At 58.5% G+C, this 16,771-nt stretch carries 12 protein-coding genes and 1 tRNA gene; all 13 read right to left on the bottom strand.

From position 1 onward, the window contains the following. Positions 1–157: 157 nt before the first annotated feature. Complete coding sequence (locus tag BMZ63_RS04065; RefSeq protein ID WP_091702028.1) at positions 158–2,758, bottom strand: TRAP transporter permease; 2,601 nt, start codon at positions 2,756–2,758, stop codon at positions 158–160. A gap of 79 nt (positions 2,759–2,837) precedes the next feature. Continuing rightward, positions 2,838–3,821: a TAXI family TRAP transporter solute-binding subunit gene (locus tag BMZ63_RS04060; protein ID WP_091702025.1), complete on the bottom strand. Its 984-nt coding sequence runs from the start codon at positions 3,819–3,821 to the stop codon at positions 2,838–2,840. Between the two features lie 192 nt (positions 3,822–4,013). Next, positions 4,014–6,656, bottom strand: coding sequence for an aminopeptidase N (gene pepN / locus BMZ63_RS04055; RefSeq protein ID WP_091702023.1), 2,643 nt, complete (start codon positions 6,654–6,656; stop codon positions 4,014–4,016). A 44-nt stretch (positions 6,657–6,700) separates the two neighbouring features. Next, positions 6,701–7,537, bottom strand: a complete 837-nt coding sequence (locus BMZ63_RS04050) for a DUF2797 domain-containing protein (RefSeq protein WP_091702021.1) — start codon at positions 7,535–7,537, stop codon at positions 6,701–6,703. Further along, on the bottom strand, positions 7,534–7,824 hold the full coding sequence (locus BMZ63_RS04045) for a YeaC family protein (RefSeq protein ID WP_091702018.1): 291 nt from the start codon (positions 7,822–7,824) through the stop codon (positions 7,534–7,536). The genes BMZ63_RS04050 and BMZ63_RS04045 overlap by 4 nt, the downstream gene beginning before the upstream one ends. Before the next feature lie 170 nt (positions 7,825–7,994). Beyond that, a complete protein-coding gene (locus tag BMZ63_RS04040) occupies positions 7,995–8,549 on the bottom strand; it encodes a rhomboid family intramembrane serine protease (protein WP_227663506.1) in 555 nt (184 codons plus the stop codon). A gap of 136 nt (positions 8,550–8,685) precedes the next feature. Next, positions 8,686–9,699: a metallophosphoesterase gene (locus BMZ63_RS04035; protein WP_091702015.1), complete on the bottom strand. Its 1,014-nt coding sequence runs from the start codon at positions 9,697–9,699 to the stop codon at positions 8,686–8,688. 2 nt (positions 9,700–9,701) lie between these two features. After that, entirely contained in the window at positions 9,702–10,586 is an 885-nt protein-coding gene (locus BMZ63_RS04030) for an NAD(+) kinase (protein ID WP_091702012.1), read from the bottom strand. A gap of 102 nt (positions 10,587–10,688) precedes the next feature. Continuing rightward, positions 10,689–11,957, bottom strand: coding sequence for a DNA repair protein (locus BMZ63_RS04025; RefSeq protein ID WP_091702011.1), 1,269 nt, complete (start codon positions 11,955–11,957; stop codon positions 10,689–10,691). Positions 11,958–12,044: 87 nt separating this feature from the next. After that, positions 12,045–14,105, bottom strand: coding sequence for an NADPH-dependent 2,4-dienoyl-CoA reductase (locus tag BMZ63_RS04020; protein ID WP_091702008.1), 2,061 nt, complete (start codon positions 14,103–14,105; stop codon positions 12,045–12,047). Between the two features lie 207 nt (positions 14,106–14,312). Beyond that, positions 14,313–14,389 (bottom strand) — tRNA-Asp (locus BMZ63_RS04015). Positions 14,390–14,516: 127 nt separating this feature from the next. Further along, entirely contained in the window at positions 14,517–16,088 is a 1,572-nt protein-coding gene (locus BMZ63_RS04010) for an ATP-binding response regulator (RefSeq protein WP_091702006.1), read from the bottom strand. Positions 16,089–16,139: 51 nt separating this feature from the next. Next, positions 16,140–16,760 carry a response regulator FixJ gene (gene fixJ, locus BMZ63_RS04005; RefSeq protein ID WP_091702003.1) on the bottom strand — a complete coding sequence of 207 codons (621 nt, stop codon included), beginning with the start codon at positions 16,758–16,760 and terminating at the stop codon, positions 16,140–16,142. Between the last annotated feature and the right edge of the window lie 11 nt (positions 16,761–16,771).

The raw sequence follows: 16,771 nt of genomic DNA, 5'->3' as shown, positions 1-16,771 counted from the left end.
TATCTCCTCGGGATTCTCAGCGGTGATCTATACCAGTGATCACATGGTTAACGGCGGTGCGACACAAACCGCACGCCGGAGTGCCAGCGAGTCTAACAGAAAAAAACCCGGCAGCAATGCCGGGTTTACACGAACACAAGGCCGGGAAGCACGACCGTCAGGTTGACGGCGCGAGCGCATCTTCCCGTTTCTTGCGCCGGATCTGGCCATAACCCAGGGCGCCCAGCAACAACAACGCCGGCAGGAACATCCACTCTTTGGGCGGTCGGTCCAGTTCCACCTGGACGGTATCAATGGTCCATCCAAATTCGATACCCGCATCTTCAGCGGCACTGCCAAAGCCGACAAAATCGACGTTCATCCGGTCACCGCTTTCAGAGAGCTCCAGGCCGGCTTCCATCAGCCGTTGTTGTGGAGTGTCACCTTCGGGCAAAGTCAGACGCACGTATTTCGAGGTTTCATCCCCCTCAATAGACATACCCGACGCCTGCAGGATAATGGGTTTGTCTGCCGGCACATTTTCCACGTGCTGGTAGATTTCCGTCGCGGGCCGGTCCTCAAATTCCGGGTAAACCATGTCCCACCAGAAGCCGGGACGGAACAGCGTGAAGGTAATCAACAACAGCAACACGGTTTCCCACCAGCGGGTTTTGGTGAACCAGAACCCCTGGGTTGCCGCCGAGAACACCAGCATGGCGGTCACCGCACTGAAGATGGTCAGCAACAGATCCACCCATCCGGTCAGCCCGATCAGCAACAGCTGGGTATTGAAGATAAACATGAATGGCAGAATCGCGGTCCGGATATCGTAGGTGAAGCCCTGGATACCGGTTCGTATCGGGTCCGCTCCTGATATGGCCGCAGCGGCATAGGCCGCCAGCCCCACCGGCGGCGTGTCATCCGCCAGTATCCCGAAATAGAACACAAACAGGTGCACGGCAATCAGTGGCACCAGAAGTCCGTTTTCCGCCCCCAGGGTGACAATCACCGGTGCCATCAGCGTGGAGACCACGATGTAATTCGCAGTGGTCGGCAGCCCCATGCCCAGGATCAGACTGATCAGGGCGGTGAATATCAGCATCAGCAGAATATTGCCGCCGGAGATCAGCTCGACAAATTCAGTCATTACCAGGCCAATGCCCGTGAGTGTGACCGTACCCACGACAATGCCGGCGGTCGCGGTGGCCACACCAATACCCACCATGTTGCGGGCGCCGGTGGCCAGCGAATGAAACAGATCGCCGATACCGCCCACAAATTCAGCTGGCAGGCTGCCATGCTTGCGGAAAAAGGCTCTCAGCGGCCGCTGCGTGATCACGATAAATATCATGAACAGGGTCGCCCAGAAGGCCGACAGCTGCGGTGAAAAACGCTCAACCGTCAGGCACCAGACCAATACCACCACCGGCAGCAGGTAATACAGCCCGGATTTAACCGTGGGGCCAACCTCTGGCAAGGCACCCATTTCCTTGCTCGGGTCATCCTCTTCCAGATCCGGGAAGCGGGTGGCATAACCCACCAACGCTATATAGATCGCCAGCAACAGGGGGCCCAGTACCCAGATAGCGGCATCGCCCAGCAGCGTTTTCATCCAGCCGATGCCGTAGTAAACGGCCAATGTCAGCGCACTCAGGCCCAGCAACAAAACCACCCAGGTCAGCATGCGCTGGGCCAGTGTCGGCCGGTTGGGCCGTTCGATGCCCTGCATGTTCAGCTTGCAGGCTTCCAGGTGCACGATATAGATCAGCGCCACATAGGAAATCATCGCCGGCAGAATGGCGTGTTTGATCACTTCGAGATAGGAAATGCCCACGTACTCGACCATCAGAAATGCCGCCGCACCCATGATCGGAGGCGTCAGCTGGCCATTGGTGGACGCAGCCACTTCCACCGCACCGGCTTTGGTCGCCGGGAAACCCACCCGCTTCATCAACGGGATGGTGAAGGTTCCGGTGGTCACCACGTTGGCAATCGACGAACCGGAGATCACGCCGCTCAGGCCACTGGAAACCACCGCCGCCTTTGCGGGACCACCACGCATGTGGCCGAGCATGGCGTAAGCCATTTTAATGAAATAGTTACCGGCGCCGGCACGCTCGAGCAAAGCGCCAAATAAAACGAACAGGAACACAAAACTGGTGGAAACACCGAGCGCCACACCGAACACACCCTCGGTGCCCAGCCACTGGTGTGACGCCAGTTTGTTCAGGCTGACCCCTTTATGGGAAATCACATCCGGCATGTAGGGACCGGCCAGGGAATAGGTGATAAACACCGCCGCAACGATGGTCAGCGGCAGGCCCAGAGCCCGGCGCGTGGCTTCAAGCAACAACACAAGGCCAGTGAGAGCAACCCAAAGGTCCATGGTGATGGGCGCACCCGGACGGGTAGAAAGCTGGTCATAGAACACGTACAGGTAGGACGCGGCAAAGGCGGCCGCCAGTGCCAGGACCCAGTCATAAACGGGCACCTTGGTGGTGTGTTTCCCCTTGATCATGGGGAAGGCCGAATAGGCCAGAAAAACGGCAAACGCGAGATGGATGGAGCGCGCTTCCGTGGAATTGAAAATACCGAAATCGAGAATGAACGGCAGAGGTGAAGCAATCCAGAGCTGGAACAAGGACCAGCACACCGGAACAATAAACAGCAAAACCGCCGAAGGTCCGGTCAGCGCCCTGCCGCCGGTTTCTGTCTGTAAAACCTGATCGACTTTCAGGGCATCAACGCTTTCCCGGGCACCGGGGTCTTTTTTTGGCATAAAACGTTCCTGCGGAAGGAAATTACCGGAATAGAACCATCAGAGCGGGCACCAGGGCCCGCTCTGATGGAAAGGCCTATCAGTCGATCAGGCCAGCTTCACGATAGTACTTCTCAGCGCCCGGGTGCAGGGGAGCACTCAGGGCATCGGAGACCATTTCTTCTTTGTTCAGGTTGGCAAAGGCAGGGTGCAGGCGCTTGAAGTCGTCGAAGTTCTCGAAGACAGCCTTCACAACCTGATAGACCACATCTTCGGGCACATCGGTGGAAGATACGAAGGTGGCAGCCACACCAAAGGTGGTCACGTCTTCGTCAGAGCCACGATACATGCCGCCCGGAATTACCGCTTTACGGTAGTACGGGTTGTCGTCGATCAGCTTTTTGGTCGCTTCGTTATCGACGTTCACCAGTACGCTGTCGCAGGACGTGGTGGCTTCCTTGATGGCACCGGAGGGATGGCCGACGGTGTAGAAGAAAGCATCAATGTTGCCGTCACACAGCGCCTGAGACTGCTCGGCAGCCTTGATTTCGGCAGCCAGGGAGAACTTGTCCAAGGTCCAGCCCATTTCTTCCATCAGCACTTCGGCGGTGGCTCGCTGGCCGGAACCCGGGTTACCCACGGAAACCCGCTTGCCTTCGAGATCCTCAAAGTTCTTGATGCCGGATTCCTTGCTGGCCACAACGGTAAACGGTTCCGGATGCAGGGAGAAAACAGCACGCAGGTCTTCGTTGGCGCCGTCATCCTCAAACTGGCTGGTGCCATTATAGGCGTGGTACTGCCAGTCAGACTGGGCGACGGCCAGATCCAGCTCGCCCTGGCGAATGGCGTTCAGGTTGTAAACCGAACCACCGGTACTTTCAACCGAGCAGCGGATTCCGTGCTCCTTGCGATCCATATTCACCAGACGGCAGATAGCACCACCAGCCGGATAATAAACCCCGGTCACACCACCGGTACCGATCGTAACGAAACGCTGTTCCTGGGCAGAAACCGAGGTAGAGGCGGCGCCAAGGCTGACGGCAGCTGCGACCGCCAGAACGGAGGTTTTGAGTTTCATTGTCATGTTGTGCTCTTCCTTATTATTGCTGGTTATCGTGGATGTCCGGACCCTTCGTCGGACAAACATCCAGTTCGATTTAGAACATAGAACACTTCAGGCCATAAATAAAGCTGGTGTTAGCACCCTAACCGGCTGAGCTATCTGGAAAAAGCCAAGCGCCCCGCAGCCATGAAAGGAGCCGCGGGGCGGCCAGCTTCAGTCCGCCAGGCTTTTGTACACCACCTCGTATACATCCTTGGACAACCCCTTCTTGTCACGGATGCTTTCAAGCGCTGTGCGCATCTGCCGGCCGTAGGCAGGTGCGAACTTCTTCCAGCGAGTCAGTGGCGTAACCAGCCGGGCCGCGATTTGCGGGTTGCTGTCGTCCAGTCGGCGCACCACGTCTGCCAGAAAGCCATAGCCGCTGCCGTCGGGGTTATGAAATGCCGGCAGGTTCTGGCCGGCAAAGGCTCCAACTACGGATCGCACCTTGTTCGGGTTTTTCCAGTCAAAGGCGTCATGCTCCAGCAGGTGGCGAATATGCGGCAACTGCCCCATCTTGAAGCTGGCTGCCTGCACCGAGAACCACATTTCGACCACTTGCGGGTCATTTTGGAAGCGCTCGTAGAAGGCATCAAGCGCTTCGGTGCGCTCCTTGTCAAAGCCGGAGTTCACCAGCGCCCGCAGCGCACCCAGGCGGTCTGTCATGTTGTCGGCCTGTTCGAATTGCGACCTGGCCAGCGCCAGAGCTTCCACATCTCCGATATGCAACAACCAGCCCAGGGCCGTGTTGCGCAAACTGCGCCCTGCGATAGCTTCCGGCGTCAGCTGGTAATCGCCCGCCTGCTGGTGGCGCTGGTAACAGGCCAGCAGCTCCTCACGCAACGACACAGCCAGGTGCTGCAAAACCCGTTCCCGGGCATGGTGAATGGAAGGCACATCGGCTTCATCGGCCAGCTCCACCAGATAGTTCTCCGATGGCAGCTGGAGCATTTTGGCCACCAGCGCCTGATCCAGGGAAGTGTCATTCAAAAGGGTCCGATACGCGCCCACCAGGCGCGGATCGATCTCTTTGCCATCGTCCTCGCCAACCAGCGATTCGATCACATCAATAGCCAGCTTCTGCCCGGCATCCCAGCGATTGAAACCGTCGGTGTCGTGGCTCATCAGAAACAGCAGCTGTTCACGGGTATAGGGGTAACGAACACGCACCGGTGCGGAGAAGTCCCGCAACAGGGACGGAACCGGGGGTTCCTCGATGCCATGGAATTCGAAGACCTGCTCTGCCCCGGTAATCTCCAGGACCCGCTCGGTCGGTGCGTTGTGCTCATCCGCCGTCAGCGCCAGCGGCAGCACCTGGCCATGCTCATCGAGCAATCCCACGGCAAAGGGAATGTGCTGGGGCTTCTTGTTGGTCTGTCCGGGAGTGTCCGGCACGGTCTGGCGAATGATCAGGCGGTAGATACCCTGCTCGGCATCATGCTCGTCTTCAACCGTGAGCACCGGCGTACCAGCCTGCTCGTACCACAGACGGAACTGGCTCAGGTCACGGCCGGAAGCATCTTCCATGGCCTTGACGAAGTCGTCGGTGGTCACCGCCTGGCCGTCGTGCCGTTCAAAATACAGGTCACTGCCCTTGCGGAACAGCTCCGGGCCCAACAGGTTGTGGATCATGCGCACCACCTCTTCCCCTTTCTCGTAGATGGTCAGGGTGTAGAAGTTGGCGATTTCCATGTAGGAGGCCGGGCGCACCGGATGCGCCATTGGGCCGGCGTCCTCGGCAAACTGGGCGGTGCGCAGCAAGGTAGCATCTTCAATACGCTTGACGGTGGGCGACCCCACGTCGGCGGAGAACTGGGCATCACGGAAGACGGTAAAGCCTTCTTTCAGGCTCAATTGGAACCAGTCGCGGCAGGTCACCCGGTTGCCTGACCAGTTGTGAAAGTACTCGTGGGCGACGATGGCTTCAATCCGCTGGAAGGTGGCATCGGTGGCGGTGTCCTGGCTGGCGAGCACACAGGAGGAATTGAAGATGTTCAGGCCCTTGTTTTCCATGGCGCCCATGTTGAAGTCGTCCACGGCCACGATCATGAAGATATCCAGGTCGTATTCACGGCCGTAAACCTCCTCGTCCCAGCGCATGGAGCGCTTCAGGGCATCCATGGCGAAGTCACACTTTTCGGCGTTGCGGGGCTCCACGTACATGCGCAGATCAATCTCACGGCCTGAACAGGTGGTAAAACTGTCACGTTTTTCCGTCAGGTCCCCGGCAACCAGGGCAAACAGGTACGCCGGCTTGGGAAACGGGTCTTCCCAGGTCACGAAGTGACGACCGTTTTCCAGCTCGCCCTGCTCTACCGGGTTGCCGTTGGACAAAAGCACCGGGTAGCTTTGCCTGTCAGCCTCGATCCGGGTGCGGAACCGGGCCATGACGTCCGGGCGGTCCGGGTAATAGGTGATGCACCGGAAGCCTTCCGCCTCGCATTGGGTGCAGAACATGCCCGAAGACTTGTACAGCCCTTCCAGACGGGTATTGTTCTGTGGCTCGATCCAGGTCACGACCGACAGCTCGAACTGCCCGGGCACATCGGCAATCACCAGCTTGCCATCAGCCTCTTCATACGCATCCGGGATGAGTGTCTGGCCATCCAGCGCCACGGATTCCAGTATCAGGCTGTCCCCGTCCAGTTCCAGGCGCTGGCCCGGGGCCCCGGACTCAGGATTGCGGCGCATGGTGAGCGTGCTGTGTACCCGGGCGCCGTCTTCAAACAGCTCAAAGCGCAGGTCGATCTGGTCCACCAGATACGCTGGCACCTGGTATTCGCTCAGATAGATGGTTTGGGGCTGATCGGTTCGCATTCACTTTCTCCAGATTGCATTGGCCGGGGTTCATCAGAGGCTTGTTAATCCAATACCCGGAACCGGACTTCATAGCCGGTAAATTTTCGAATGTTTATGACGCCGGTATCCAGAATCAGGTACTGGCCCTTGATGCCGTGCAGCCTGCCCTCCACTTCCGGTGTCTTGTCCAGATTGTGGCTGGCGACTTTGGCTGGCCAGACCTGCACCGGGTAACTCAGCGGCAGCGGTGTTTCATCCACGGCACGCAGGCTGTCGGCGCCATGCTGCTCGCGCAGCTGCTCAAGATCGTCGGCGATCAGTGAAAGGATACGCTCGCGCTCGGCGGGCAGATCCAGCTCCGGCACATCGCCCTTGAGCATGGCCCGCCAGTTGGTGCGGTCGTTTACATGGGGCTTGCAGGCCACTTCCACCAGGCCGGCCAGATACCGGGTGGATACCCTGAGCATGGGAATGGCTTCCACCGCGCCCTGGTCAATCCAGCGGGTGGGCACCTGGCTGCCACGGGTGATGCCGACTTTCAGGCCGCTGGAATTGGCCAGGTAAACCACGTGCTCCACCATGCAGTTGCGCTCGCCCCACTCCGGCTCGCGACAGGTACCGAGATGGAAATGGCATTTCTCCGGGCTCATGATGCAGCTGTCGCAGGCCGCCAGCTTGCGGAAGCAGGGATAGCAGTACCCCTGGTTGAAGCTCTTTTTGGTTTTCCGGTCGCAATGGATGCAACGGATGACACCCTCAAACTCCAGCTTGATCCGGCGTCCGAGCAAATCGTTCACCGCGATACGCTCATCACCCACCGCCAGTTGATAACTCACCGGTGTTTCAGGCCCGACCGGCATTTTGCGTAACCGGCCGGTTATATCCAGGAGCTCGCTCAAACCTTAACCTCGGTAAACTGGCCGGAATCGGCGTCCGGCTTTTGCTTGCCCAGGTTAACGGTCGGGTCACAGGCGGTGCCGGCTTTTTCACCCCGATCGATGAAGCCCGTGCGCTGCTCTTCGGGAATGTTGTGCTTGTTCTCGTAGTAAATCACCGCTTCCAGGGTAATTTCCCGCTGCTCCGGCGACATTCTGCGGCCGTCCGGCCATTTGCCAAGCTCCAGGGATCGTTTGAGGTTCTGGTATACGGTCGGATCCAGCCGCTCAATCAACTCTTCATAGGTCATACTTTTCTCCTGAAAAAATATTCACTTAAAAAACGGCAAATCCGTTTGACAAAAACAAATGATAACAATTATCATTATCTTACCAAATGACAACGGTCGTATCATTTGGTCTCTCTCATCAGGAGCTTTCAAGCTCTCTTTACAGCCTCACCTTTTGGTGGGGCTTTTTTTTATGCCCGCCGCCGGCGCGGTGGCAACACCGCCGCACAGGCAAGGCCGGCCAGGAAACCACCCAGGTGCGCTTCATTGGCCATGCGCCCCACTCCCAGCATTTCCGGCAACGGTGTATAGCCCAACACCAACCAGATCAGGGCAAAGGTCACCAGTGCGGGCGGGAACTGGAACCGGGGCCAGCGACGCTGACTCAGCCAGCAATAGGCCAGAGCGGCATAAACGACGCCGGATAATCCGCCGAACAGCGGGCCGGCCACCAGGTACTGGGCCACGTTGGAAACCAGGCTGGCGACTACAAACAGCGCCAGCAGGCGCCCCCGGCCATCCATCCATTCAATCTGACTGCCGAGAAACCAGAGCATCACCGAATTGAAAATCAGGTGGGTCCAGCTGAAATGCAGGAAATCCGGGGTAATCAGGCGCCACAACTGGCCACCGGACAGGGTCGCCAGCATGGCCTGCAGCCGGCCGCCGAAGGTTTCAAAGGCTTCCCAAGGGAAGGCGCGCGGGTCCACCAGCATCATGGAGGCAGCCACGGAATTTTGACCCATGCCGGTGAGCCAGACGACCACCAACGCGGCAGCGATGCACACAGCAACCGCCGGCGCATGCTGTGGCGACGGCTGCCACCGGCCCGTGGGGGTAATAGGGGACGACGGTCGTGTTTCCAAGATCACCTCTCGTGATTCAGCGGGCTACGCTGTCTTCGGTGGCAGGGGCATCCGGGCGTTCTGGCGTGTCGACATCAATCCAGACAAACTTGTCCTTCGACAGTACCCGCTCACCGTCCATCCGGTAGGCCACCATCTTGTCGTTCTTGACCGCACTGTAATCAATGCAGGCCACGTTGTGTTTCAGCGGTGCCGGCTGACCTTCCATCCAGTAATGACCGACAAACACCGGCGGCGCTTCCGGTGGGTAGAACAGCAGCTGTTGCCGTTCTTCATCGCTCAACTTCCGGCGCGCCACCTCCGGCGGCAAGGGGTCGGGCTGGAAAACCACATCGGCGTAGGTCTGCGGGTTCTCTGACCAGAACTTGGTACGGAAGAACTCGCGCACGTAACCGTCGGCCCCGGTGATACTCATCCCCTCGGGCAACCGGAGGTCGGTGCCACGCAAGAGGGTGTCCATCACCTGCCCGGCGAACGACTCCAGCGCGGCCGAAGCATGCAGGAACTCCTCGTCAATACGGCCGTCCGGATGGATCCGGCGGAATTTATCAATCAGTTCCTGATCCCAGCAGGCGTGCACCACCCGGAAATCCTCTTCCTCAATAAACAGCGGGATGGTGTAGAACCAGTCCAGGAACTCGTTCCACTCATGCGGGTACGGATCGAACTGCTCCAGGGTTTCCCGGATCAGCCGGTTGTGGCGGTCGTTGTGCTCGCGCAGGAAGGTTTTGCCGCTGCCCGGCCGGGCACGGGTGCAGTAACCCATGGCATTGTATTCATGGTTGCCCATGACAATACGTGCCGAGCCGTGTTCCACCATGTCACGCACCAGGTGCAGGGCCTCGCGGATGTGCGGGCCACGATCAATGATATCGCCGATAAAGATGGCCTGGCGGCGTGGGTGCCGGTAGACCCCGTTCAGTTTTTGGTAACCCATTTGCTGCAGCAGAAGCTCCAGGGTATGGGCACAACCGTGAATATCACCAATGATGTCAAAGCCACGGCTCTGTTTTGACGTTTTTACCACCATAATCAGCTCGCTGCGATTTCGCTTGCCCAGCCCAGCTTGTCACGGCAAGTGGCATAGAAGTTGTGATCGGTCGGATGAATCAGACGGATCTTGAAGGGCTTTTTGGATATACGAATGATATCGCCCGGCGCGCAGGCAATGTTCATCTGGCCGTCAAAGCTGATTTGAGGGTAGGTTTCGTTGGTATCGGCAATCACCAGTTTGATTTCGCTTTTGCCGTCCACCACGATCGGCCGGCTGCTCAGGGTGTGCGGAAACATGGGCACCAGGGCGATGGCATCCAGTTTCGGGTGCATGATCGGGCCACCGGCCGAAAGGGAGTAGGCGGTGGAGCCAGTGGGGGTGGACACGATCAGCCCATCCGAACGCTGGCTGTACACAAAATGGCCATCAATATAGAGGTCGAAGCCGATCATCCGGGTGGACTTGCCCGGGTGCAGCACCACATCGTTCAGTGCCGAGCCAAATCCCAGCGGCTGGCCGTTACGCTCAACATGGCCATCCAGCAAAAACCGGGATTCCTCCATGTAGTTGCCTTCCAGCACCTCGGCCAGGCGTTCTTCAAGATCGGACGGGGAAATATCCGTGAGAAAGCCAAGGCGGCCACGGTTGACGCCAAGGATGGGGATTTTGGATTTGGCCAGCTCCCGGGCGGCCCCCAGCAGGCTGCCATCGCCGCCCACCACAATCACCAGATCACAGATCTCGCCCAGCAGTTTTTTACTCGCCACCTGCAAGCCGTGGCCGGGGATCATGGTGGCGGTGTCTTCTTCGAGGATGACGTGGTAATCGTGGGCGATCAGGTATTGCTTGAGTTGCCGTAGCGACTCCACCACCTTGACGCTGCCCATGCGCCCGACAATGCCGATATTCCTGAACTGGTCCATGCGTTATCCCGTGATCTCTGTGTGAAAGGGCGTTGGCTGCGCCACCCCTGTACGATTGCAACAGGATAACAGTTTAACGAAACTCGGGCAGATTCTGAAAAGCTATGGCGACTGGCGCTTGTGCCTGTCGCAACGGTTATCCACGCCGGGCCGGAACTCCGAGGGCTGGGACACCCGAAACACAGGCTCACCGCAAACCGTACCGCCCTCACCGGCATGTTCGCATACAGGCCGCTCGTAGTGTTCAAGCCATTGGCGATAGGCCGGTTCATTCAGGTTGCACCGCTCGGCGGCGTAAGCCACCGGATTGCGGAAATAGTCATCCAGATCGGCATAAGGCAGAGTCAGGTGACCGGCACCGGGGTGATAGGCCACCAGGAAAACCGACTGCTTTTTGAGCTGCTCCATGAGCGTGTTTTCCGTGGGCTCCTGATTCTTCAGCTCACGAATTTCCGATTCCAGTGCTGCCAGGCTTTCATCCCGCAGCTCCAGTTCCCGCTGCTTGCGCTCAAGCTGCTCGCGCAGAAGCACCATTTCCGCGTTCATCGCAGCCACCTGGTCTTCCTTTCCGGCCGTCTCCTCCGGCGCGGGCGACTGGGCCAGCGCCTCCTGCATGGCCAGGTATTGCTCGTTACGTTTGTCCAGGCGCTGCTTGAGCTGTTCGCTGGTAAAGCGGCTGCGCTCGAATTTCTGCCTGAGATCGGCAATTTCGTTGCGCATGGCCTGCAGTTCCAGCCGGTGTTCCCGTTGCAGTTCCGCCATGGACTCGCGGTGGGCACTTTGCAGGGTTTTGATCCGCAGGCGCTGTTCACGCAGCACCTGGGCCACTCTGCTCCGCTCCTGCTCCTGAGCGCCGGCATTGCCACTGCCCGGCCCCTCCTCCGTAGCCTTGAGCACCGGAATATTCTCTTCTTCCGGCTCCACTTTTCTGAAGTGCAGGCTGTTGTCTTCGACGGCTTTACGGATGGACTGGAAATGATTGCTGCCCGGTGTCATGTCCGGGTCCCACAGCTCGGTGGCCAGGGAAGGCTCCGGGCACTGACTGCGGCACACCAGGCGAATAGGACCGCCGCCAAGATCAGGGCCTTTGGCCCCGCGCTCGGCCATGGCCTCGATGGGCAGATTCCAGCTGCTGTCGGCCCGCCCCTCCTCATCGAACCAGATGCGGAAGAAGGCGAGCGAGCGAATGGTGAGATCCGGGTTCAGGTTAACCAGCACCGCCCGCACGTCGGTTTCTGCCAGATCGGTCAGGCCCACGTAGCCATCGAGGAAGGCACCAAATTCCGACCAGCGCATTTGCCTGGCCACGCTGCTGCCGTCCATGAAAAAGACGGCCGAGTAACCTTCCGCCGACGGATCGGAATTAACCATTCACGTTCTCCGGTTTGAACACTGTCATCAACGGCAGTTTAGCCTGACACAGAGCTGATGACAGCGACAAACCGCAAACTTTGACGTTCAGATATCCGCGGCCAGGCGACAGCCCTGATCAATGGCGCGCTTGGCATCCAGTTCGGCGGCAACGTCCGCGCCGCCGATCAGGTGCACCGGCAACCCCGCCGCCTCGATATCCGCCTGCAATTCCCGCAACGGCTCCTGGCCGGCACAGACAATAATGGTATCCACCGGCAGCAGCTTGTCTTCACCGGTTTCGCTGTCCTTGCCGGTAATCGTTATATGCAGCCCCTGATCATCAATCTTCCGGTAGCTGACCCCGGGAATCATCTGCACATTGCGGTGGCGCAGCGAGGTACGGTGTACCCAGCCGGTGGTCTTGCCCAGATTCTTACCCACTTTCGAGGTCTTGCGCTGCAGCAGATACACCTGCCGCGCCGGTGCCGGTATTTCCGGCTGCACACCCTTCACACCACCACGGTGCTCAACCGACAGATCCACGCCCCACTCTTTCATGAAATGCGCGGTATTCAGGGACGGCGATTCACCCTGGTGAACAATAAATTCGGAAACATCAAAGCCAATGCCGCCGGCGCCAATGACCGCCACGGTCTGACCCACGGGCTTGCGACCCAGCAACGCATCCAGGTAACCGATCACTTTCGGGTGATCGATGCCGTCAATGTCCGGAGTGCGAGGTTTTACGCCGGTAGCCAGCACCACTTCATCGAAACCGCCGTTTTTCAGATCGTCGGCGGATACACGGGTGTTCAGGCGCAGATCCACCCCCTCCTTTTCCAGCATGACCCGGTAATAACGCAGGGTTTCGTGAAACTCCTCCTTGCCGGGAATCCTCTTGGCAACGTTGAACTGCCCACCTATCTCACTGCTTGCGTCAAACAGGGTCACCTGGTGACCGCGCTGGGCCGCAGTGGTGGCAAACGCCATACCGGCCGGCCCGGCACCGACAACCGCAAGCCTTTTCGGCCTGGCGGTTTTCACATAAACCAGCTCGGTTTCATGGCAGGCCCGGGGGTTGACCAGGCAGGAGGTGAGCTTGCCGCTGAAGGTGTGATCCAGACAGGCCTGGTTGCAGGCAATGCAGGTATTGATTTCATCGGCACGGCCGGCGGCGGATTTGCTCACCAGTTCGGGATCGGCCAGAAACGGCCGGGCCATGGAAACCATGTCGGCCTGGCCCTCGGCCAGAATCTTTTCCGCCACGTCCGGCATGTTGATGCGGTTGGTGGTAATCAGCGGAATGCTGACCTCACCTTTGAGATGAGCGGTTACTTCGGCAAAGGCAGCCCTCGGCACAGAAGTCACAATGGTGGGGACGCGGGCCTCATGCCAGCCGATACCGGTATTGATGATGGTCGCGCCGGCTTTTTCGATCTCCTTCGCCAGTTGCACCACTTCCTGCCAGGTGCTGCCGTCGTCAATCAGATCCAGCATCGACAACCGGTAGATCAGGATAAAGTGCTCCCCGACCCGCTCACGCACCCGGCGGACAATTTCCAGCGGCAGGCGGATGCGGTTTTCATAGCTGCCGCCCCACTGGTCGGTACGATGGTTGGTGTGCGGCACGATAAACTGGTTAATGAAGTATCCTTCCGACCCCATGATCTCAACGCCATCATAACCGGCCCGCTGGGCCAGTTCGGCGCAGTTGACGTAGTCGTCGATCTGTTTCTGAATGCCGGCTTCATCCAGCTCTTTGGGCGTGAACGGATTAATGGGGGCCTGAATGGCCGAGGGGGCAACCAGTTCCGGCGAGTAAGCGTAGCGGCCGGCGTGCAGAATCTGCATACAGATCTTGCCATCCGCCTGGTGCACGGCCTCGGTCACCACGCGGTGCCTGTCCGCCTCTTCTTCGGTACTCATCTTGGCGGCGTGCTGGAACACGGCACCTTCGGTATTCGGGGCAATACCACCGGTGACAATCAAAGCCACGCCGCCTCTGGCCCGTTCAGCGTAAAAGGCGGCCAGCCGGTCAAAACCGTTTTCCACTTCCTCAAGGCCGGTGTGCATGGAACCCATCAGGGTTCGGTTGCGCAGGGTCGTAAAGCCCAGGTCCAGAGGACGAAACAGATTCGGGTAGGGAGAAGTGGTTGCCTCGGACATCGGTATCTTCCTTATTAGTATTTTTGGATGCTTTACGTTAACGGCCTCTGTGCCTGTTACGCAATAACCAAAAACACCTTTTTCGGCGCACAAGTGTACCGTTCAGGCGGAGAAAACCATCAAATCAAAGACGTTAGCGAAAACAGGGGAAAGAAAACCGAATAAAAATACAGAAAGAAATCTGGGAAACAGGGGGGAGGAAATAAGTGGCGGAGCGGACGGGACTCGAACCCGCGACCCCCGGCGTGACAGGCCGGTATTCTAACCAACTGAACTACCGCTCCGCAGTCAAACCAAGCGATTCGTGTGACTGCTTGGTGACAACGAGGGCGCATTATAAAGATGCCCCCGAGTATGTCAACGCTTTACAACGTTTTTTCTGAAACTTTTTAGCGGGCGCCTTCCAGACGCTCAGGCTTCACCCGTTGCGCAGGGCTCGCCCTGCACGCCGGCCACCGGCAGCGTAAAATAGAAACAGGCACCACCATCTTCAGGACGCTCAAAGCCAATGTCGCCACCCTGAGCCTGGATCAGCGAGCGGCAGGTAGCCAGCCCAATACCCATGCCATCTTCCTTGGTGGTGTGGAACGGGTGAAACAGCATTTCCTCCGCCTGTTCCGACACCCCCACCCCGTGATCACGCACCTGTATCCGCACGCAGTGCTCACCGCAACGGCGGGCACTGACCTCAACCGGCGCATCAGAGCCGGCACTGCGGGTTGCCTCCAGGGCATTACGGATCAGGTTCAAGGCAACCTGCTGCACCTGAATGGGGTCCGCCAGAACATCCGGCACATCCTCTTCAAATTGCACCTCAATGCCGCCCTTGTTATTGCGCATGTCCACTTCTGCAAACTGGCGGGTATCCTCCAGCAAGGCTGGCACCGACACCACTTCCTTGCCAGTGGCCGGTTTTTTCATGAACTTGCGGATACGGCGGATGATCTCGCTGGCGCGATGGGATTGCGCTTCAATCTTGTCGAGCGTCTGGCGCAACAGGTCCAGATCCGGCTCCTCTTTGGCCATCATGCGCTTGGATACCCGCGCGTAGTTGGTGATGGCGGTCAGCGGTTGGTTCACCTCGTGGGCAAAGCCGGCGGCCATTTCACCCATGGTGGTCAGGCGGGAGGTATGAGCCAGCTGCTCACGCTGTTCATCGACCAACGCCCGGGCCTCTTCGAGGGCCTTTTCGTTTTCCAGCTCGGCGCTGATGTCATGAAAGACCACCACGGCACCGTGCAGCTCGTCGTCTTCAAGCTTGGGCGTGGCCCGATATTCGGCCGGGAAGCCGGTGCCGTCGGCGCGCAGCATGCGCACGTCCCGCTGGTTCTCCGCCACGCCCTGGCGGCAGGTTGCCATGACCGGCAGGTGTTCGTCCGAGGTATCGGCCGTGGCAAAGTGCATCTCAAAGAAGTTACGACCAATCAACTCCTCCGCCGCGCAGCCGATAATCCGTGCCGCCGCCGGGTTGGCAAACTCAATGGTGCCCTGTTCATCCAGACCGTAGATGCCTTCGCTGATGGAGTTGAGTATGCGGGTCTGGTCGCCCTGGAGCTCACGATTTCGGCTCTGCATTTCCCGCTCCAGACGGATCACGCGGGCATGGGTTTTTACCCGGGCGATCACTTCCTGGGATTCAAAGGGCTTGGAGATGTAATCTGCGCCACCGAGCGAGAACCCTTTCACCTTGGCCTGAAGATCATCCAGGGCCGAGAGAAACACCACGGCGGAATCGGCCGTTTCCGGATCGGCTTTCAGGCGCTCACACACCTCGTAGCCATCCAATTCCGGCATCATGATATCCAGCAGGATCACTTCCGGATGGTGCCGGTGAGCAAGGTCCAGCGCCTTTTCACCTTCGTTGGCGATCAGCAGCCGGTAACCTTTGTCTTTCAGGGTCTCGTAGAGGACTTTCAGGTTCTGCGGGTTATCGTCCACCAGCAGGACCGTCACCTCCGGGTTTTCGGTGACAACATCAGTCATAGAAACAGAGCCGGTTAGAAACGTGACAGCATAATGACGACACTCGTCCGGCTAGTCGATAAGGTCCTTTACTGACAGCACCATACGCACCAGGTGCGCCAGCGAGTGGGTGCCCATCTTGTGCATCACCCGGGAACGGTGGATTTCAACGGTGCGCTGGCTGATCTCCAGCTCAATGGCAATCACCTTGTTGGCCTGGCCGGCAATCATCCGGTCCATGATCTCACGCTCGCGAGGGGTCAGACTCTTCACCCGACGGATGATTTCCTGTTTCTCATCCAGCGTCTTGCGCTGTTCGCGATCCTGCTCGAGCGCGGCTTCGATTTTTTCCAGAAGCGCTTCTTCGCGATAGGGCTTCTGTATAAAGTCCACCGCGCCTTCTTTCATGGCATCCACCGCCATGGGCACATCGCCATGGCCAGTCACAAAAATAATGGGCAGGATTGAGTGCTTGTCATTCAGTTTTTTCTGCAGTTCCATGCCGTCCATACCCGGCATACGGATATCCAGCACAATACAGCCGGCCATCTGGTCGGAGTAATCTTTCAGGAAAGCGTTGGCGCTTTCATAGGTCTGCACCGGCTTGCCATCGGATTTAAGCAAGAGCTCCAGTGAATCACGGACGGCCTCGTCGTCCTCTACCACGTACACAGTCTGCTGGATATCAGTCATGGATCTGTTTT

The sequence above is a fragment of the Marinobacter persicus genome (assembly GCF_900114155.1).
In the GTDB taxonomy this organism is placed as follows: domain Bacteria; phylum Pseudomonadota; class Gammaproteobacteria; order Pseudomonadales; family Oleiphilaceae; genus Marinobacter; species Marinobacter persicus.
The sequence above is the reverse complement of the archived record's forward strand: the minus strand, read 5'-3'. Positions and strand labels throughout refer to the sequence as shown.

Bases quoted from the DNA above. Each gene is read 5' to 3' on its own strand.
- BMZ63_RS04065 (WP_091702028.1), bottom strand. From the start codon at position 2,758: ATGCCAAAAAAAGACCCCGGTGCCCGGGAAAGCGTTGATGCCCTGAAA.
- BMZ63_RS04060 (WP_091702025.1), bottom strand. From the start codon at position 3,821: ATGACAATGAAACTCAAAACCTCCGTTCTGGCGGTCGCAGCTGCCGTC.
- pepN (WP_091702023.1), bottom strand. From the start codon at position 6,656: ATGCGAACCGATCAGCCCCAAACCATCTATCTGAGCGAATACCAGGTG.
- BMZ63_RS04045 (WP_091702018.1), bottom strand. From the start codon at position 7,824: ATGACCTATGAAGAGTTGATTGAGCGGCTGGATCCGACCGTATACCAG.
- BMZ63_RS04040 (WP_227663506.1), bottom strand. From the start codon at position 8,549: ATGGGTCAAAATTCCGTGGCTGCCTCCATGATGCTGGTGGACCCGCGC.
- BMZ63_RS04035 (WP_091702015.1), bottom strand. From the start codon at position 9,699: ATGGTGGTAAAAACGTCAAAACAGAGCCGTGGCTTTGACATCATTGGT.
- BMZ63_RS04030 (WP_091702012.1), bottom strand. From the start codon at position 10,586: ATGGACCAGTTCAGGAATATCGGCATTGTCGGGCGCATGGGCAGCGTC.
- BMZ63_RS04025 (WP_091702011.1), bottom strand. From the start codon at position 11,957: ATGGTTAATTCCGATCCGTCGGCGGAAGGTTACTCGGCCGTCTTTTTC.
- BMZ63_RS04020 (WP_091702008.1), bottom strand. From the start codon at position 14,105: ATGTCCGAGGCAACCACTTCTCCCTACCCGAATCTGTTTCGTCCTCTG.
- BMZ63_RS04010 (WP_091702006.1), bottom strand. From the start codon at position 16,088: ATGACTGATGTTGTCACCGAAAACCCGGAGGTGACGGTCCTGCTGGTG.
- fixJ (WP_091702003.1), bottom strand. From the start codon at position 16,760: ATGACTGATATCCAGCAGACTGTGTACGTGGTAGAGGACGACGAGGCC.